16 protein-coding genes and 1 pseudogene are annotated in these 18,336 nt (G+C 59.0%); 9 read left to right on the forward strand and 8 right to left on the reverse strand.

The features are described from left to right. The 3 genes and pseudogenes from GSP01_RS05845 to GSP01_RS05855 form a co-directional block, all read right to left on the reverse strand. The coding region (locus GSP01_RS05845) for an MIP/aquaporin family protein (RefSeq protein WP_141351676.1) at positions 1–574 on the reverse strand (574 nt) is incomplete at its 3' end. A gap of 36 nt (positions 575–610) precedes the next feature. Then, complete coding sequence (gene glpD / locus GSP01_RS05850; protein WP_141351679.1) at positions 611–2,191, reverse strand: glycerol-3-phosphate dehydrogenase; 1,581 nt, start codon at positions 2,189–2,191, stop codon at positions 611–613. A gap of 118 nt (positions 2,192–2,309) precedes the next feature. Then, positions 2,310–3,097 (reverse strand): annotated as a pseudogene (locus tag GSP01_RS05855) (DeoR/GlpR family DNA-binding transcription regulator). Positions 3,098–3,335: 238 nt separating this feature from the next. Here GSP01_RS05855 and GSP01_RS05860 point away from each other — a divergent pair. After that, positions 3,336–3,758 carry an RcnB family protein gene (locus GSP01_RS05860; protein ID WP_141351681.1) on the forward strand — a complete coding sequence of 141 codons (423 nt, stop codon included), beginning with the start codon at positions 3,336–3,338 and terminating at the stop codon, positions 3,756–3,758. A 103-nt stretch (positions 3,759–3,861) separates the two neighbouring features. On the opposite strand, the gene GSP01_RS05865 is transcribed toward GSP01_RS05860, so the two are convergent. Together GSP01_RS05865 and GSP01_RS05870 are read right to left on the reverse strand one after the other, a co-directional pair. After that, a complete protein-coding gene (locus tag GSP01_RS05865) occupies positions 3,862–4,806 on the reverse strand; it encodes a ribokinase (RefSeq protein WP_141351683.1) in 945 nt (314 codons plus the stop codon). Between the two features lie 85 nt (positions 4,807–4,891). Then, a complete protein-coding gene (locus GSP01_RS05870; protein WP_141351685.1) occupies positions 4,892–5,446 on the reverse strand; it encodes a YceI family protein in 555 nt (184 codons plus the stop codon). A 161-nt stretch (positions 5,447–5,607) separates the two neighbouring features. On the opposite strand from GSP01_RS05870, the gene GSP01_RS05875 reads away from it, so the two are divergent. Genes GSP01_RS05875 through GSP01_RS05890 form a run of 4 tightly spaced genes read left to right on the forward strand, consistent with a single transcriptional unit; the run spans position 5,608 to position 10,367 of the window. Continuing rightward, entirely contained in the window at positions 5,608–5,883 is a 276-nt protein-coding gene (locus GSP01_RS05875; protein ID WP_141351687.1) for a YtcA family lipoprotein, read from the forward strand. Between the two features lie 2 nt (positions 5,884–5,885). After that, on the forward strand, positions 5,886–6,935 hold the full coding sequence (gene mdtN / locus GSP01_RS05880; protein WP_141351689.1) for a multidrug transporter subunit MdtN: 1,050 nt from the start codon (positions 5,886–5,888) through the stop codon (positions 6,933–6,935). Positions 6,936–6,972: 37 nt separating this feature from the next. After that, positions 6,973–8,748 carry an FUSC family protein gene (locus GSP01_RS05885; protein WP_373320078.1) on the forward strand — a complete coding sequence of 592 codons (1,776 nt, stop codon included), beginning with the start codon at positions 6,973–6,975 and terminating at the stop codon, positions 8,746–8,748. Further along, positions 8,745–10,367, forward strand: coding sequence for a TolC family protein (locus GSP01_RS05890; protein ID WP_141351691.1), 1,623 nt, complete (start codon positions 8,745–8,747; stop codon positions 10,365–10,367). Before GSP01_RS05885 ends, GSP01_RS05890 begins: the two co-directional genes overlap by 4 nt. A gap of 103 nt (positions 10,368–10,470) precedes the next feature. On the opposite strand, the gene GSP01_RS15425 is transcribed toward GSP01_RS05890, so the two are convergent. Next, a complete protein-coding gene (locus GSP01_RS15425) occupies positions 10,471–10,569 on the reverse strand; it encodes a con-10 family general stress protein (RefSeq protein ID WP_141351928.1) in 99 nt (32 codons plus the stop codon). A 265-nt stretch (positions 10,570–10,834) separates the two neighbouring features. On the opposite strand from GSP01_RS15425, the gene GSP01_RS14695 reads away from it, so the two are divergent. The 3 genes from GSP01_RS14695 to GSP01_RS05900 all read left to right on the forward strand — a co-directional run bounded on the left by GSP01_RS14695 (position 10,835) and on the right by GSP01_RS05900 (position 13,581). Continuing rightward, entirely contained in the window at positions 10,835–10,990 is a 156-nt protein-coding gene (locus GSP01_RS14695; protein WP_167495480.1) for a hypothetical protein, read from the forward strand. Positions 10,991–11,117: 127 nt separating this feature from the next. Continuing rightward, complete coding sequence (locus GSP01_RS15095) at positions 11,118–11,525, forward strand: hypothetical protein (protein WP_228123642.1); 408 nt, start codon at positions 11,118–11,120, stop codon at positions 11,523–11,525. Further along, a complete protein-coding gene (locus tag GSP01_RS05900) occupies positions 11,428–13,581 on the forward strand; it encodes a TonB-dependent receptor (RefSeq protein WP_228123643.1) in 2,154 nt (717 codons plus the stop codon). The genes GSP01_RS15095 and GSP01_RS05900 overlap by 98 nt, the downstream gene beginning before the upstream one ends. 19 nt (positions 13,582–13,600) lie before the next feature. Here the strand turns inward: GSP01_RS05900 and GSP01_RS05905 are convergent, their stop codons facing one another. After that, on the reverse strand, positions 13,601–14,230 hold the full coding sequence (locus tag GSP01_RS05905) for a TetR family transcriptional regulator (RefSeq protein ID WP_141351695.1): 630 nt from the start codon (positions 14,228–14,230) through the stop codon (positions 13,601–13,603). Then, positions 14,220–14,693 carry a hypothetical protein gene (locus tag GSP01_RS05910; RefSeq protein ID WP_141351697.1) on the reverse strand — a complete coding sequence of 158 codons (474 nt, stop codon included), beginning with the start codon at positions 14,691–14,693 and terminating at the stop codon, positions 14,220–14,222. The genes GSP01_RS05905 and GSP01_RS05910 overlap by 11 nt, the downstream gene beginning before the upstream one ends. 129 nt (positions 14,694–14,822) lie before the next feature. On the opposite strand from GSP01_RS05910, the gene metH reads away from it, so the two are divergent. Then, positions 14,823–18,329: a methionine synthase gene (gene metH / locus GSP01_RS05915; protein ID WP_141351699.1), complete on the forward strand. Its 3,507-nt coding sequence runs from the start codon at positions 14,823–14,825 to the stop codon at positions 18,327–18,329. The last annotated feature ends 7 nt before the right edge of the window (positions 18,330–18,336 follow it).

Below are 18,336 nucleotides of genomic sequence, written 5' to 3' on the forward strand. Positions count from 1 at the left end.
AAATCGCGACCAGAAGACCAATGATGAGCGCGCTGGAGTTCGCCTGTGGCGCCTGCGTATTGTACTGGCAGGTAATCGCGAAGATCCCGAAGACCAAAGCTGCTGTCAGAACCAGTTCGTCCCAGAACGCATGCGCCACCGTCACGAAATCACCCGGATGAGTGAAGAACACGCCAGCCGAGCCACCATCGACGGCGCGCGTCAGGTTATGCGTTATGTTGAAGTGGTCGATAACCGGCACGTAAAGCGAGTACACCAGCGCGGCACCAGCAAATCCACCGAGCACTTGAGCGCTCATGTAAGGAATCACTTTCTTCCACGAGAAACCACGGAACATGGCTAGCGAAAGGGTGACCGCCGGGTTTGCATGAGTACCGCTGATCGCGCCGGTGGCATAGATCGCCACCGTCACGCCCAGACCCCAGACAATGCACACGCCCCAGTAGGCCGATTTGTACGGACTGGGATCGTAGAGCGAATACATTGCCGCAACCCCATCTCCGAAGAGGATGATGATTGCGACGGCGAAGAACTCCGAAAGGAGTTCACCAAGGTAACGCCTGTTTTCTGACATGACTGGCATCCGCCATGAAAAAGGAAGCGATAAGACTCAGGCGACGTTCTGACGTGCGACCTGACCTGGGTTAGAAAGAGAGGTGACATCCCCTTTCAGACGACCGTCTATATAGGTCTGAAGGGCTGCGCGATCGGCATCACTAACAAACAGACCAAGCCGCGAGCGGCGCCACAGGATGTCCTCAGCAGTACGGGCCCATTCGTTGCCGATGAGATAGTCCACTTCACGGGCACTGAGCGTGTCGCCGAACATCTGCCCCATCTCTTCAGGCGTGGACGTAGCGATAATATAGGCGCGCAGGCCGTAATTGCGCATCAGGCGCCAGGACGTGCGTTCGGACAGATGCGGCGCGTGAGCCCGGAAACGGCTGAGCTGGGCGTCGAAATCCTTCGGCGCGAACTCGCCGCCCGGAAGCGGTGTGCCGTCCGTCCAGCCCGGATTGCGTAGGACCGGAAGATGGGGCGCGAGCTTCTCAACTGCGTGTTCGGCCAGCTTGCGGAAGGTTGTGATCTTTCCACCAAAGACCGACAGGATCGGCGCGGCAGTCGCATCCACATCCAGAACGTAATCGCGTGTGACAGCCGAAGCATTGCCCGAATTGTCATCATAAAGCGGACGTACGCCCGCATACGTCCAAACGACATCTTCAGGACGGATAGTCTTCGTGAAATAGCGATTCACGCTCTCGCACAGATAAGTAATTTCGTCAGGCGAAATCTCGACATGACCCGGATCCTGCTCCCACGGAACATCCGTGGTGCCAATCAGGGTAAAATCCTGTTCGTAAGGGATGGCAAAGACGATCCGCTTGTCCGGGTTCTGGAAAATGTAAGCCTGCGAACCTTCGAAAACGCGCGGAACCACGATGTGGCTGCCCTTGACCAGACGCACGCGATTGCGGCTCGGCACATTCAGGCGATCCTTCAGCAGTTCCGCAACCCACGGACCTGCCGCATTAACGAGAACCTTGGCCTGAACCGTGCTCTGCTCACCCGTGCGGGTGTTTTCAAGCGTGGCGGTCCAACCCTGCGGTCCACGCACGGCTTTGACGAGGCGGGTCCGCGTTTCGATCTTCGCGCCAACGCGGACGGCGTCCATGGCATTGAGAACCACGAGCCGGCTGTCCTGCACCCAGCCATCCGAATATTCGAACCCACGCACATATTCCGAACGCAACGACTTCCCTGCGAGAGCTGTTCGCAGGTTCAGCGCCTTCGTTCGCGGCAACGTCATGTTCGGGCACAGATGATCGTACAGGAACAATCCCGTCCGCAGCAGCCAGGCCGGCCGCAGCATTTTGGAATGCGGCAGCACGAAGCGCATCGGCCAGATGATGTGCGGTGCGATCTTCAGCAGACGCTCGCGCTCCATCAGCGCCTCACGGACCAGCCGGAATTCATAATATTCGAGATAACGCAGGCCGCCGTGAATCAGCTTGGTGCTTGCGGAGGACGTATGGCTGGCAAGGTCATCCTGCTCGACGAGAAGCACACTTGCCCCCCTGCCCGCGGCATCCCTCGCAATTCCACAGCCGTTGATCCCGCCGCCCACAACCAGCAGGTCGTAAGACGCGGATGCGCCGGCTGGGGATGAAACCTCGTGAATCGATGACATCACACTCTCCTGTCATCACGCTCCAAAACGAGCGGTCGATGTTCGTTTTGGAGCATGTTGAACGATAAAGAAAGTATTTTATGTGATTCGTAACGCAATAGTGTGGAGCTAAAAGGAATTAGACGTTATTTTCAGCCACATGGAGCGTGACACCTGCCGCGTCCAGATAGCGCTGAAACGCCTCGGAGACCGGCCGGTCGGTAATCAGGTCGTCAATATCCTCAAGATTACCAACCCTCCCCATCGGGCGGCGACTGAACTTGGTGTGATCGGCCAAAAGCAGGACGCGGCGCGAATGCCGGATGATGGTCCGCGCGCACTGGATCTCGCTCAAATCGAAATCCAGCAGAGTTCCGCCTTCCTCGATTCCGCTGATCCCGATCACGCCGAATTCCGTGCGAAACGACGAAAGCGTCTCAATGGCGGTCGCCCCAAGAATGGCCCCGTCCCGTGGTCGCAACTGTCCGCCGGCAAGAACGGTATGAAAATCTGCCCGCCCCGAAACCAGCGATGCGACATGCAGATTGTTCGTCACAATCCGCAGATCTCTATGATTTGTCAGCGCGCGGGCGAAGGCTTCCGTCGTAGTGCCAATATTGATGAACAGCGAAGACCGGTCTGGAATCAGGGCGGCAGCATAACGCCCGATTGCAGTCTTTGACGCAGAATTCAGAATCTGACGCGCGTCATAATCCAGGTTCTCAACCGTCGAAACTGGTGTCGCACCGCCATGATGCCGGGACAGAAGACCCAACCCGGCGAGATAGGTCACATCCCGGCGAATGGTCTGGACCGCCACACCGAAATGCTGGGCCATGTCCTCATTGGCCATATATAACCCTGGCTACGAACCAGACGCACGATCTGCTCCTGTCGGGGGCTTGTCTGAAGGGTCTCATGAGACATGGTGCGCTCCGGACAGCGAATGTGAGAAAACGAACATAAGCGCACATTGTATCACACAGAAACCCGATGAAGACCCTCCCGCCTTTTCATCATACAAAAAAAGCCTGAGCTCTTCCGGGCCGTCATATCGCCCGGTCCAGAAGCCATATTCCAGCCATGCTTGAAGGGCTTTATGATAGCTCAGAGCATGCCCCGGCCATTTCACCCGGGAGATCATGACTGGGTTTGAAGGTGCGTTATGAAGACAAGACTCTTTGCGGGACTGATGGCGACCTGCTTCCTCGCCGCGACTCCTCTCGCCTCTGCTGATCCGCGTAGCGGTGGCCCGGGTGGCCCAGGCGGCCGTCATGGAGATTTCCGTGGTGGTGGCCATGGAGGCGGACAAAACCGCATCTGGCGTCGTGGCGACCGTTATGACGGTCCGCGTGGTGACCGCTGGGCCGTGAACAACTGGCGCAGTTATCGTGGCCTTTATGCTCCGCCCCGCGGCTATTACTGGATGCGCTACGGCAACCAGTTCCTGCTGACGGCCCTGGCAACCGGCCTCATCGCCGGCGTCGTAACGGCCAACAGCGGAGTGATGCAGCCGGGCGTTCCCGTAGCACCCCCGCCGCCCCCGCCAGGTACCGTAGCTCCGGGATATGGTCCCGGACCATACTGATCACGCCCCGTTCCCGATAAAAAAAGCAGGACTCCCACGGGGTCCTGCTTTTTTTGTGCCGAAGCACCTCCACCAAAAAACAGACGGCGCAAGCAGGGTTTTTTCAAACCCGGATCAGAGCTTCAACCTCATTCCATTCCGGCGCAGCATCGGCCGCGCCACGACGTGTCGTAGCGAGAGCTCCGCAGGCGGACGCAATCCGTGCAGCATCGGGCAGACTTTCTCCACTGGCCAATGCCACGGCCAACCCAGCGTTGAAGCAGTCTCCGGCCGCCACGGTATCGATCGGAACAACCCGGAATGGCGGTAGATGACCTGATCCGGTCCCATCATGCCAAAACACGCCCTTCGCCCCCATCTTCACCAAAACCGCCCGAACACCTTTCGCCAGCAGAATTTCCGCAGCCTTGCGCGCCTCTTCCACTGTTGTGGGACGGATGCCGGTCAGGCTAAAGGTTTCGCTTTCATTGGGCGTGAGAATATCGATCTCGGACCACAGCGCTTCGGGCAGTCCATGCTCCGGCGCAGGAGCCGGGTCCAGCACGACAAGGCCACCCGCGCTCCGGGTCCGACGCGCCGCAGCCAAAACGGCAGACTGGGGGATTTCAAGCTGAAGCAGCAGGACTTTCGCCCGATCTAGCCAGGGCGCCGCGGCCACGATATCCGTTTCATCCACCGCCATGTTCGCGCCACCCGCAACAGTGATGCAGTTTTCGGCCGCGGCATCTATCCCGATCAGGGCAATCCCCGTCGGGTGGTCCGCATCATCCCGCAGGGGCGACAGATCCACCCCGAACCCCGCAAGACTGGCCTGGGCCTGAGCCCCGAACGCATCGCACCCCACACGCCCTGCCAATGCAACGTCCACGTCGAATGCCTGCGCCAGTCTCGCCGCCGCGGCAGCCTGGTTGCTCCCCTTGCCGCCCAGACCGATCGCATAGCTATCGGCATGAACGGTCTCGCCCGGACGCGGAAGCCGCTGACACCGGGCCGTCAGATCAATATTGATGCTACCGAAGGAAAGAATCAGGGGCGTCCGCAAGGTCATGTCCAAAGGGCCAGAAGCTGGAGAAACAGGGATTTTTCCAATCCTGCTTATCGAATGGTCCGCAGCCCTTCAAGCATGACGCAGATTACTTCATGAGGATCACGGTCTCGACACGGACCATGGGATCCACCGAATGAAGAAGCGTGCTCATACCCCATTGCCGCTGATCAAAACTACCATGACTGACAATGCGCATCAGGGTATTGCCCTGGAACTGAAGCTCCGTCGTCAAAAGCAGCGGGTGCGTCTGTCCGCGCATCGTCAGTTTTCCCGCAAGCTCCATCCGGAGTTGCCCCCTGACGACCCTAGGACGGCAGTCTCCCACATATTTCATGACGGGATGGGCATCGCTGTCGAGCATAATTCCCGAAAGCATGACCTGCTTCAGAACAGCACTACCGACCTTGAGGGAACCGACATTCATGGTCATATCCACATGGCAGCTCTGTTGGTCCAGATCGTAAGTCAGTGCTCCGGAGACGTCTCCAAAGTTTCCATCAATATCCGTCAGGGCCGAGCGCGCATGCAGAAGAGCCTGAGTATTGACCGGCGACAGGACAAGGTCCTGCCGGGCCGCGAAAGCCGGCCCACTTGCCAGCAGCCCCAAAAGAAACATTGCAGAGAAAAACCTGTCCGTCATTGTTCCACACCATTGTCTTCACAGTATCCTGTCTACTGAAACTTCCGCGCGACACTCCGGTTTTCTTTTCCGACTCCCCCTCCGCTGAACTGTGGTTTTCGGAAAAGGATGTGATAGGCTCCGAATCCCTGTTATGGCCGCGCGAAAGTTTTCATTCCCTCATGCGACCTACCCGCCTTAGCCCCTGCCTTTCCGGCCTCGTCTTTCTGGCAACAGCGGGATGTTCTCTTCGTGGCGCTCCGTCCTTTCCAATTGCCGGCGCCTATTTTCCGGACTGGATGGTCTGCGGACTCGTTGGTGTCGCCACATCCATTGGGCTGCGAGTCCTCTTTCTGCTGACGGGGCTCGATGCCCTGCTCAGTTTCCGTCTCTTCACCTATGTCGCCCTGGGCGTCATCGCCGCACTGAGCGTGTGGACCCTGGTATTCGGACCCTGACCGTGCAGCGCATTCAAGCCTCCAGCAAAAAGCCGATCGGCATTGTCATAGTGGTTGTCTGCGTGGGGGTGGCCGTCCTGTTCGGCGTTCACGTCTCCCACGAAGACAGCACCCACCCCTCCTCCGACAGCGGAAGCATCGACGCGGAAATGGTGCATGTCGCCTCAACCGTAGGCGGGCGGCTCAGGGAACTGGACGTTTCAGTCAACCAACATGTCCACAAAGGCGACGTGCTGTACCAGCTGGATCCTGAACCCTACGAACTGATCGTCCGGCAGGCGCAGGCCAATCTGGATCTGGCCAGCGCGGAAGTCGAAAACCAGACACGCCTGCTGAGCATCAAGACATCCAATGCTGCTACTGCCGACGATCAGGTCGTCCGGGCCCAGACCAACCGTGATCTTGCAGCCCGCACGGTGCAGCGGCTTCAGCCTCTGGCAGGGAAATCCTACATCCCCTGGCAGCAGTATGATCAGGCCCGTGTTGCTCTGCATGATGCCGAAGTTTCTCTGGCCCAGTCCCGCAACCAGTCGGCTGCCGCGACCACCGCAATCGGGGATCTGAAAAGCTCGATCGCCGCGCGCGATGCGAGTCAGGCGGCACTCGATCATGCACGTTATGAACTGCGACAGACCACGGTGATCGCTCCGGTTGACGGTTACGTCACCAGCCTGCGGGTTAAACCGGGCGAAGTCCTGGCGCCGTCGCAGGTCCTGTTCACGCTGATTGCGGATGATGAATGGTACGCAACAGCCAATATCCGCGAGATCAATCTCAACGCCGTGCAGATTGGGGACTGCGTGACGGTCCATTCCATGATCGACCGGCGCACACCGCTTCGGGGACGTGTCGAGAGCATTGGATGGGGTGTGCTCTCGGCGGATTCCGCTGGAATTGCGCGCTCCCTGCCCATCGTGCCACGACAGATGGACTGGGTGCATGTCGCGCAGCGTTTCCCGGTTCGAATCCGACTGGAAAAGGCAAATCCCCTTCTGCTGCGGCTTGGCGCCACCGCGACGGTTGAGATCCGGCATGGCGCTGCCTGTCCCTGAAACCGCCCATTCAATGGAGGACCCACGTCCGGACCTGATGCGCCCCGGGCTGAGTCTTTCGCGCATCTGGCATCTGGTATGCAATCCCGCTCCGGGACGCATGGGCTATGCGCTTTGCATGGCGGCCGGATGTACAACGACGGTGCTGGTTGGGGAAATCTGGCAGGTTCCAGAACTCTCCGTCCCGGCCCTCACGACGATGGCACTGTGGCAAAAAGACCGCGTTACCAATGCGCTTACCGGCGTAGGGGTAAATATCGCGATTCTGATCCTGCTGGCCATCATCTACGGGCTGATCCGCCTGACGCTGGATCATCCGATGGGACTGGTGATCGTCATCGCCCTGCTATCCTTCATGTTTTTCTTTCTGGGCTCGGCCAGCAAGCTTAAGCCTGTGGCCTATATGCTTGGGCTGGTCACGGTGTACGGCCTGATTGCGATCGACGAGGTCCCGGTCGGCGAAGTCGTGACGCGCGCGCTGCTTTATACGGACCTGTTTCTCGCGGTTCCAGGCGCGGTCATGGTCGTGCTTGGCCTGCTGATCTGCCCGTCACCGCGCCGGATCCTGACTGATAGCATTGCCGCGCGTCTTCGCATGGCATGCCGTCTCCTGAGCAATCCGGACGAGCGCATCCGCGAACAGGCTACGGACATGCTACGCGCCGGCACGGCAGACATGATGAAATCGGCGAAAATGGCCGGGCTGGAAAAAATCTGGTCCCCCCACGATCTGGCTTGCCTCAGACAGGCCGCCAATAGCAGCGTGGCCGTCCTCGCCCTGGCCGACGAAGCCAGCCGAAGCGGCCTATCGCAGCCCGATGCCGCCTGCCTGATCCAGCCCCTTGAAGACATGGCCGTTATTTTCACGGATGGGGACTATCCGGCCGCCATAGAGCGCCCCGCCATCAGCAAGGCATCCCTCACCGCCTGCGCTCTCGCGGATCTGCTGCCGGATTTTGCTACGCCTCCTGCGGATGATGCAAAAGCACCCCCACAGGAGAAAAAATCCGGATTCCTGGCCGATGATGCCTTCAGCAATCCGGACCATGTCCGCTTTGCCGTCAAAGGCACGGCGGCGGTCATGCTAAGCTATCTGACTTTCAAGGTTTTGGACTGGCCGGGCATTCATACCTGCATCATCACCTGCTTTATCGTCGCCCTTCCGACGATGGGGGAAATGATCTCCAAGCTGACCCTTCGCATTTCAGGTGCTCTCGTGGGGGGCGCGCTCGGGATTTCTGCCATCGTTTTCGTCATGCCACACCTGAATGGCATCACTGGATTTCTGGTGCTGGTCTTCTTGGTTTCCCTGATCGCAGCCTGGGTCAAGACCGGCGATGAACGCATTGCCTATGCCGGTTTCCAGATCGGGCTGGCTTTCTACTTAACGGACCTGAAAGGCTACGGCCCCACCGCCGACATGGCGACTGCCCGGGACCGGATCGTGGGAATCATGCTGGGGAATTTCATCACTTACGCCATGTTCACGAGCTTCTGGCCCGCCAGCGCCTTCGACAGGATTGGAGAGGGATTACGCAAGCTTGTGGAAGCTCTGAACGGACAGGCAAACGCCTCAACGCCACAGGCCCGATCAGAAGCCGTCGCTCGTACTCAGTCCGCCCTTCTGGAAAGCGAACGCACACTGGAATATGCCATGTCAGAACCCGTTCATATGCGCGCCGACCTACCCCGGCTTGAAGCAACGCGCCGCGCGCTCGACGACGCCGCAGAACTTTCAGAAGAACTGCTCGTCACGCCTGACCGAGCCGATGTTTCTGGCCGCATGGCACGACTGGAACAGATTGCCCGATGACCCGCCCTGTCCGTCCTTTTCCAGGCCTGATCCGGGTCACACTGTATTCGGCCCCTCTGCTACTTTCGGCCTGCGCCACACAGGCTCTGGACAGCGCGCCCGCAGCACCCGACCGACCGTGGCAGCCCAATATCGCGGCCAATGGTGAAATTCTGCCCGGCAAACACAATCCGCATGCCCTGAACCTACCGGCCGGATACACCTTGCCATCAAATACGCAAATCCGCGTGCGTCCCCCTGCCCCGAAAATTACGGTGCAGAACGGGCATGCCTATTCGCTGGCGGAACTGATCGATATTGCGCAGTCCGCTAATCCGGAAACACGCCGGGCCTGGAACCTTGCCCGGGATTCTGCTCTGGCAGTTGGCATTGCCCGTAGCGCCTACCTGCCCCGCCTGACCGCAACCGTGGTGGGCGGCTATAGTCACAGTCGCAATGACGGCGCAAACCCGACAATCAGCAATGCAGGCGCGGCCGAAGGGATCGTCAATTCGGGCCTGAGCGGGCTGGAAAATGCGCTGGGCGGCGTGCGCAACAACACTTCGGGCGCAGGTGAAGTTCAGACGCTTGGCATGGAGTGGCTGCTGTTCGATTTCGGTAAGCGCGAAGCCGTCATCGAGGCCACGAAACAGGCACAGATCGCCAGCAACGTTCTGTTTACCGCCGCCCATCAGAAGATCATCTACGGCGTGACAACGGCCTATTACACCCACGCTGCCGCCGCAGGCCGGGTGCGGCTCCTGCGTCAGGCGCGGGACAATGCGCGTTTTGTGGAAGCCTCCGCGGAAGCCCGACTGCATCAGGGCCAGGGTACGATCGTCGATGTCTCACAGGCACGGCAGGCGACGGCCCAGACGGAACTACGGCTCGTCCAGGCTGAAGGTGACGAGGAAAATACCCGGCTGGAATTACTCAACGCCATCGGCATTTCTCCTGCCACGAATCTGGAAACGCTGGATATTTCCGGCCGCCCCCTCGCTTTGGATGACATGCGCCTGACAGATGCGTTCGTACAGCAGGCTGTCTCGCGCAGGCCGGACGTTCTGGCCGCCTATGCCAATGCCAAGGCCGCAAAAAGTCGGGTTCAGGCAGCGCGCAGCGAGTTCCTGCCGAAAATCTTCATGACGGGCAACGTAGCCTACACCACCGGACGTCTGGCGCTGTCTTCCATTCCCGGCGTGGGGAGCGAGGCGCCGCCGACGCTCAACCTGTCCAGCAATGCCTTCAGCAGCCTGATCCTCGGCGGCATTACCGTACCAATCTTTGACGGCGGAACCCGGGCCGCCCTTCTGAAACAGGCACAGGACCAGTCTGACAGTGCGGATGCGACCCTGCGGCAGACTGTGGACAGTTCAGTCAAGCAGATCGTCGCTGCGGAAAATGCCCTCCGCACCAGCCTGAGCGCCTATGCCGCATCTGGCAGGCTCGAAACGGCCGCGCGCACCAGTTTTGAGGCCTCGTCCGCCGCCTATCGCAGCGGCGTAGGCTCCCTGACCCAGACCAGCATTGCCCAGAACGGCTATCTGGACGCGACCCTCAGTCATTCGGATGCCTATTATGCCGCGCTGATTGCGGCGGCCGGACTGGCCTTCGGGACGGGATCGCTCAGCAGGGAGTAAGGCTCCAACGCACAAAGCCTGCCGGGGGGGGGTAGCCCCACGGCAGATTTTTCCGCCGTCGCGCAGAGAGACAGAGTTGCTTCCTACCTGAACGCAGGTCGGTTCAAGACTTATGAGAAGCCTGTCCGCCCTTACGACCGGCTTCCGAGGTCCTTTTATAATTACTTAAATATAAAAAATAATATTTATTATGGATTAATATTTAAAATATCAAACCAACAACAAACAACTCATTTAAATGAAGTATTTATTTTCGTCACTCCTAATAACCACCTCTTTACCTTACTTCCCGAACGTCCTATGATCTCCTTCCACCTGCGTCTAGCCGTCAATATGGATGGTGTCCTAGCCAATGCAGCCTCTGCACAACGTGCTCAGTTCCGCAAAACCGCGGCTATGAGTGGAGCGATGTCGAACTGCGCGGACGCCGCTTCAGGGATCTTGTGTTTCCTAAAGACTATGCGGTCATGGGAACCGTGCTGCATCAGGGAGATTTCTTTGCTTCACTCATCGGCATGCCCGGCGCAAAGGATGCCATTTCTATCCTGTGTGAGACCTACAAAATGTTCATCACAACCGCCGCCATGGAATATTCGACGTCCTGTACGACCAAATTCGCCTGACTGAAGGAATACTCTTCCTGCATTTTACCGCTGAACATCGTTTTGTACGGCGGCAAGAGCATTCTGGCCGGCCGATGCGGCGATCAATAATAACCAGCGCCACTTCAGGCGGTTTTACGGTCAGAGCATGCTTTTCACTGCCTTTCACAACGCACTAAAAACCAGAAGCCCGCGCACGGATAACTGGCAGGATGTTCTGAAGAGCATGGATCGGATTGATGAAGACCGAAAAAATCGGCCACATCTGTGTCTTTCAGGAAACAGCCAGGGACAAAGCGCATTAGATGAAGCACTGAAGCAGGCGAATCATTTTGACACTGAGTGCCAAAATGTAGAGAGGGGAGTCCAGCTACACGATATAGATCGATCGGGACTGACCGCTTATGAAATCCGCACGCCTGCTGCTTTGTCTCTTCTCCGGATCTGTATTGAGCAGTATGCCAGCCTTTGCAGCGGAGACACAACCGGCTTCCAAGCAAAAAGCGGCAAATTCCGCTATACCGACCAAAGCCGCCCCTGCCGCCCCGAAAGCTGAGAACATCACGGTTCATAGCCGCAACGGCACCGGTACAGCCGCCGATTACCGAACCAAGAACGTAGCACTCGGACCGCTTGGAACGCGCTCTGTTCTTGATACACCCATGTCCATCATGGTTGTTCCACATGATGTGCTGGTGAACCAGCAGGCGCGCAACATCAACGATCTCGTGGCCTACGTCCCGTCCGCACAGCTTGAGATGCGCGGCGATCCAAACACCAGCCGTCCGCAATCCCGCGGTTTTGAAGGTGATGTGATTTCCAACACCCGCATGGACGGGCTGAACATGGTCATTACCACACCTTATGCGGCCGAGCAGTTCGACAGCCTTCAGGTTCTCAACGGTCTGGCGGGCGCGCTTTACGGCCCCCAGAACCCGGCCGGCACATTCGATTTCACGCTCAAGCGCCCCACGGACCGCATGACCGAGCGCTTCGTCGTAGGTACGGATTCCATTGGGGCGCCCATGGAAAGCGCCGATGTCTCCGGGCGAGTCGGCAAAAACAAGTGGTTCGGCTATCGCCTGAACCTGCTGAACCAGAACGGCGAAGGCTATGTCGAAGGCTCGCATCTACGGCGTGATCTCGTCAGCGGCGATTTCGACATTCACCTGTCGCCCAAGACCGTTATCCAGATCGATGCCAGCCAGTACACCTATGCCGAACGCGGCTATCCGGGTGGTTTTGCCTACAGCACTGCGATCCAGCTGCCCCAGGCACCGGATCTGAGTCAAAAGGGTTATGGCCAGCCGCAGGCGGGCTACAACATGGAAACCGATACGGCCATGGCCAAGATCATCCATAACTTCAACGACAACTGGAGCCTCAAGCTCGGCGGCCTTTGGCAGAACGCCGCACGTAACGTGTTCAGCACGTCCAACCAGCTGCTCAATTCCGCAGGTCTGTACAAACAGACGATCTCCGCGGCCCTTACGGCTAATGATTTCGTCGCGGGCAGCAACATGGCCTACCTGAACGGCAAGTTCCGCACCGGTCCCCTGCGCCACCAGATCGAGGTTGGCACAAACGGCTACATGATGGGGAACTACAACCCCACCTCCTCCACCGGAACCCTGACTTTGGGTGAGGCCACGATCGGTCATCCCAAGAGCTTCGCCAGCGCGCAGCCTTATTATTCCGGTCGGTACAAATCCGCCGACACGATGAACCAGTCGCTTCTCGCAGGCGATACCATTTCGCTTGGAAAACACTGGTCGATCATGGGCTCTCTCGCCTGGACCTGGCTGAGCACGAACAACTATGCCAAGACGGGCACCAAGACGTCCAGCTACACCCGCTCAGCGGCATTCAGCCCGATGACGAGCCTTCTCTATAAGCCGACTGACAACCAGACCATCTATTTCACCTGGGGCAAATCGCTGCAGGCCGGTACCATCGCACCTGCCGGATCGGTCAACGTCAATGAAGTGACGGCGCCGCTGCGTTCGGAAGAATATGAAGTTGGCTACAAGATCCTGATCGCCAAGCGCATGCAGGTGAACATCGCCGGCTTCCGCATGTCTCGTCCGTACGGCTTCACAGACCCCGTCACGAAGGTCTATGCCAATTACGGTCTGCAGCGGAACTACGGTGTCGAGTTCCAGGCTTCCGGCAACATCACCGACGATCTGACCTTCCTCGGTGGTATGACCTGGCTGGATGCGCAGATGCTGGGTACGGGATCATCACTGACGACCAACAAGCAGGTCGTGGGCGTACCACCGCTGATGGCGAACGCACTGCTGGATTACCGCCTGCCGTTTCTTAAAGGTGCCGCAGTCAACGCCAATGTCCATTACATGGGCCGCCGTGCCGCCAACGTGTACAACACGACCTTCGCGCCGTCCTATGTCACGCTGGATCTGGGTGCACGTTATGCAACCCATGCTTACGGCCAGCCCCTGGTGTTCCGTTTCGGCGTGAACAACGTGACGAACCAGAGCTACTGGGCATCCGTCTATCCTTCGAGCATCAATGGTGTAAGCACGGCCACGAACTCGGCGGTCGCCGGTCTGCCACGCACCTATCACTTCAGCATCGAACTGGACCTTTGAGGAGGTCCAGCCCAAACTTTCAGCCGGAACTCAGGGGGAAGTCGTCCTGCCATAGCAGGGGCTGGAGCGTGAACGTCTGACGCAGGATGGCTTCCAGATCGGATTTGCCTTCGGTTTTCATCCATTCGTCCAGTGCGGTCCGGAACGTCGCAATCGCCGTCCGAGCCAAAAGACGGGCCACGAGGGACGGCATTTCGGTCGCGGGCAAGCGGGCGATCAGGGCATTGGCCAGCGTCTCTTCCCATTCGGAATATCGGCGCAGGGCCATATCTCTCAGGGCCGGCGTCCCTTCCACGAGCCTGACAACAGCATAAGCATCCATTCTGTCGGACGAATAACACGCCACGACTGGCACCAGTCCGGCCAGAACGGCATCCTGCAACGAAACATCCAGCGGTACATCGCGTATGGCCTCGGTCAGGATCGTGGTCACGCTGCTGGTCCAGGCCAGGATGATGTCCGCCTTGCCTGGGAAATAACGAAACAGCGTCCGCCGCGAAATTTGCGCGGCTTCCGCAATCTCGTCGACCGATGTTTCCTCGTAACCATAGGTCGAGAACAGGCGCATGGCCTCCCGCACCAGTGCGGCGTGGGTGCGGTCCTTCTTGCGCTGCCGGAGCGGCCCATCCTGTTCTGCGTCAGTCGTCATGCCGTCCAGTTATCCCGAAGTCCCCAAGGAGCATAGACCCGATCTGAAAAACCCTTCCGGGCACAAGCCTGTAACGGGCGCGCACGAGAACGTCATTTTCAAGCTGTTGCCGGACCGCCACAAGATCTCCGATCCCGGGCAAAACTGCGACTTCGCGGAAAAACGGGCGCCTGCCAACCACACGATCCTGAAACACCTGCGCCAGAACCATGGCCACCGGGTCACGCGTACAGCAAAGACAGCCAGCCGCATGCTGTTTCATGAAAGGCGAGGCTGTCGGAATATCGACCACATCCCCCCACCCACCATCCACCCCCGGATCACCGATGAGCAGGGCGTCGCGTCTGCGCTCTTTGGACCACTCCGCCGGATCGGACAGGAGGGTCAGCGGGATCAGTGCAGTGCCGGAAGACGTCATACGATCTTCTGTAGCAGCCTTGCGTAGCGCGGGCAGTATTTTCATGGTGCTGCCTCTTTGCCGGAGGAGAGCCGTTTTGCTACACCCTCCTGTCCCTGACCGTGTATAGAAGCGCAAGCCCGATCCCGGCTCCGATATCCATTCCCTCATCCACAACTACAGAGCGTTCTGCCCATGTCCTCACGTCCCCATCTGCTTGACGCCCTCGCCGATCAGGTCCTGCTGTGTGATGGCGGGATGGGATCGCGTGTGCAGATGCTGGATTTGGAAGTCGAGCGTGATTACTGGGGACAGGAAAACTGCACGGAAATCCTGAACCTTTCGCGCCCCGAGCTCGTCCGCGAAATCCATCGCGGCTATTTCGAAGCCGGCGCGGACATGGTGGAGACGAACACGTTCGGTGGCTCCATCGTCACGCTGGCGGAGTTCGGGCTGCAGGACCGTACACGCGAAATCAACCGTACGGCTGCGACGCTGGCCCGCGAAGCCGCTGAGACGTTTTCGGATAGCCGCCACCGCTATGTCATGGGCTCCATCGGTCCGGGCACGAAACTGCCGACGCTGGGCAACATTTCCTATGACGATCTGGAATCCGGTCTGGTCGAACAGTGCCGCGGCCTGATTGATGGCGGCGTTGACGGGTTCCTGATCGAAACGTGTCAGGACACACTTCAGATCAAGGCAGCCGTGAACGCCGCCAAGATTGCGCGGATCGAACTCGGTTCGGATGCACCGATCTTCGTGCAGGTCACGGTCGAGACCACGGGCACGCTACTGGTCGGCCCCGATATCGCCGCGGCCGCCACCACCGTTCAGGCGCTGGACGTCCCCTCGCTCGGCCTGAACTGCGCGACCGGCCCGCAGGAAATGGGCGAGCATGTGCGCTGGCTGTCCGAAAACTGGCCTGGCCTGATTTCCATGCAGCCCAATGCCGGCCTGCCCGAGCTTGTGGACGGCAAGACCGTCTACCCGCTCAGCCCCGAAGAAATGGCTGTCTGGATGGAGCGTTTCGTCAAGGAGGACGGGCTCAACCTGATCGGCGGCTGCTGTGGCACATCCACACCGCATATTCAGGCACTGGACGGGATGCTGCATCGCCTTGGCGGCACGAAACTGCGCCCTGCCCCGGTCAAGCGCAGTACGATCTGGATGCCGTCGGTCTCCAGCCTCTATACGCAAACGCCGCTGCGTCAGGAGAACAGCTATTTCTCCATCGGCGAGCGCTGCAATGCGAACGGCTCCAAGAAATGGCGTGAGCTTCAGGAAGCCAATGACTGGGACGGCTGCGTCGCCATCGGGCGTGAGCAGGCCGCCGAAGGCTCCAACGCGCTCGATATTTGCACGGCATTCGTGGGACGCGATGAAGTCCGCGAAATGAACGAGGTCGTCACGCGCTTCACGTCGTCCGTGAATGCGCCACTGGTGATTGACTCGACTGAGACCCCCGTCATTGAAGCCGCGCTCAAGCTGCATGGCGGCAAGCCGATCATCAACTCGATCAATTTCGAAGACGGTGAAGAACAGGCGCATGCCCGCATGAAGCTGGCCCGCAAGTTCGGCGCGGCGATGATTGCACTGACGATCGATGAAGTCGGCATGGCGAAGGAGCCTCAGGACAAGCTGCGTATCGCCGAGCGACTGGTTGATTTCGCCTGCACCCAGTATGGCCTGCCGCAATCCGATCTGATGATCGACCCGCTGACCTTCACCATCGCGACGGGCGTGGAAGACGATCGCAAGCTCGGACAGTGGACGCTTGAAGGCATCAAGCTAATCCGCGACAAGTTCCCCGACATCCAGATCATTCTCGGCCTGTCGAATATTTCCTTCGGCCTGAATCCGGCCGCGCGTGCTGTGCTGAATTCGGTGTTCCTCGACCATGCCGTCAAGGCGGGCATGACGGGCGCGATCGTGCATGTCTCCAAGATCCGTCCGCTGCATCTGATTGCGGCGGAAGAGGTCAAGGTCGCGGAAGACCTGATCTTCGACCGTCGCACCGAAGACTACGATCCGCTCCAGAAGCTGCTGGAACTCTTTGCTGGCCGTAAAGCCGCCGATGCCGTCAAGAAGCGTCGTGCGGAAACCCCTGCGGAACGTCTGAAAGACCGGATCGTGGATGGTGACCGCAAGGGCATCGAACAGGATCTCGAAGACGCGATGGCGGAAATGCCGCCGCTCGATATCATCAACAATGTTCTGCTCGACGGCATGAAGGTCGTGGGCGAGCTGTTTGGTTCGGGCAAAATGCAGCTCCCGTTCGTGTTGCAGTCCGCCGAAACGATGAAGACCGCCGTCGCCTGGCTTGAACCACATATGGAGCGCACGGAAGGCCAGCATCGCGGCACGATGGTGCTCGCCACCGTCAAGGGTGACGTGCACGATATCGGCAAAAACCTCGTGGATATCATCCTGACTAATAACGGCTACCAGGTTATCAATCTGGGCATCAAAGTACCGCTTGCGGACATGATTGCGGCCGTGAAGGAACATAAGGCCGATGCGTTGGGCATGTCCGGGCTTTTGGTAAAGTCCACGGTCATTATGCGTGAAAATCTTGCAGAAATGCACCGTCAGGGCTTTGACGTTCCGGTCATCCTCGGTGGCGCGGCGCTGACGCGCAATTACGTCGAGGAAGAATGCGCGCGCTCCTATGGCGCAGGTGAGCCGGGACGCGTGGCCTATGCGCGCGACGCGTTCGATGGTCTGGGCCTGATGGACAAGATCGCCAATAAGGAAATCGACAGCTATCTCGGCGCGATCCAGACGCGCCGGGCCAGTCAGGCAAGCCGCAAGACCGAACGTGCGCCCGAAACTGCTGAGACGCGCGGCTTCGGCATTGTAGACCGTGAGGCCGCGAAGGCGCGGCGTGAGCGTATTTCCGGCTCCGAACCTGTGATCACGCCGCCGTTCTGGGGTGCACGCGTTTTGGAAGCCACCCCGAATGCGGTTCTGCCGTTCCTGAATGAGCGCTCGCTATACCAGTTTCAGTGGGGCTTTCGTAAACAGGGCCGCTCGCTCGACGAATTCATGGAATATGCCAAGATCGAGCTGCGCCCCGTTCTCAAGCGCATGCTGACGCTGAGTGCTGAACAGGACATCATCAAGCCGCAGGCGATTTACGGGTACTGGAAGGCAGCGGGCGACGGGAACGATCTCGTGCTGTTTGAAGAGGACGGCAAGACAGAAGCTGCACGTTTCACCATGCCGCGCCAGCCCAAGGATGACGGCGAGTGCATCGCCGATTTCGTCCGCGATATCAGCGATGACGTACGCGATGTGGTCGGGCTTCAGGTCGTAACCGTTGGGCAGAAAGCGTCCGATCTGGCGCGCGTGTGGTTCGAGGAAAACCGCTATCAGGACTATCTGTACCTGCATGGTCTGTCGGTCGAAATGGCGGAAGCCATGGCGGAATACACCCACAAGCGCATCCGCGCCGAACTGGGTTTTGCCAGCGAAGACGATCGCGACATGGAGAAGCTGCTGTCGCAGTCCTATCGCGGCTCGCGCTATTCCTTCGGCTATCCCGCCTGTCCGCGGCTTGAGGATCAGGAACCGATCCTGAAAATGCTCGATGCCGAACGCATCGGCGTGTCGCTCTCGGACGGCTATCAGCTTCATCCCGAACAGTCGACATCCGCGCTTGTAATGCTGAACCCGCGGGCGAAATACTTCACCGTCTGAGGACGGC

Source organism: Gluconobacter sphaericus NBRC 12467, from assembly GCF_006539125.1.
Lineage (GTDB): Bacteria > Pseudomonadota > Alphaproteobacteria > Acetobacterales > Acetobacteraceae > Gluconobacter > Gluconobacter sphaericus.

What these genes read in the sequence shown, in the direction of transcription:
- glpD (WP_141351679.1), bottom strand. Translation starts at nt 2,191, where the DNA reads ATGTCATCGATTCACGAGGTTTCATCCCCAGCCGGCGCATCCGCGTCT.
- GSP01_RS05860 (WP_141351681.1), top strand. Translation starts at nt 3,336, where the DNA reads ATGAAGACAAGACTCTTTGCGGGACTGATGGCGACCTGCTTCCTCGCC.
- GSP01_RS05865 (WP_141351683.1), bottom strand. Translation starts at nt 4,806, where the DNA reads ATGACCTTGCGGACGCCCCTGATTCTTTCCTTCGGTAGCATCAATATT.
- GSP01_RS05870 (WP_141351685.1), bottom strand. Translation starts at nt 5,446, where the DNA reads ATGACGGACAGGTTTTTCTCTGCAATGTTTCTTTTGGGGCTGCTGGCA.
- GSP01_RS05875 (WP_141351687.1), top strand. Translation starts at nt 5,608, where the DNA reads ATGCGACCTACCCGCCTTAGCCCCTGCCTTTCCGGCCTCGTCTTTCTG.
- GSP01_RS05885 (WP_373320078.1), top strand. Translation starts at nt 6,973, where the DNA reads ATGCGCCCCGGGCTGAGTCTTTCGCGCATCTGGCATCTGGTATGCAAT.
- GSP01_RS05890 (WP_141351691.1), top strand. Translation starts at nt 8,745, where the DNA reads ATGACCCGCCCTGTCCGTCCTTTTCCAGGCCTGATCCGGGTCACACTG.
- GSP01_RS14695 (WP_167495480.1), top strand. Translation starts at nt 10,835, where the DNA reads ATGGGAACCGTGCTGCATCAGGGAGATTTCTTTGCTTCACTCATCGGC.
- GSP01_RS15095 (WP_228123642.1), top strand. Translation starts at nt 11,118, where the DNA reads ATGCTTTTCACTGCCTTTCACAACGCACTAAAAACCAGAAGCCCGCGC.
- GSP01_RS05900 (WP_228123643.1), top strand. Translation starts at nt 11,428, where the DNA reads ATGCCAGCCTTTGCAGCGGAGACACAACCGGCTTCCAAGCAAAAAGCG.
- GSP01_RS05905 (WP_141351695.1), bottom strand. Translation starts at nt 14,230, where the DNA reads ATGACGACTGACGCAGAACAGGATGGGCCGCTCCGGCAGCGCAAGAAG.
- GSP01_RS05910 (WP_141351697.1), bottom strand. Translation starts at nt 14,693, where the DNA reads ATGAAAATACTGCCCGCGCTACGCAAGGCTGCTACAGAAGATCGTATG.
- metH (WP_141351699.1), top strand. Translation starts at nt 14,823, where the DNA reads ATGTCCTCACGTCCCCATCTGCTTGACGCCCTCGCCGATCAGGTCCTG.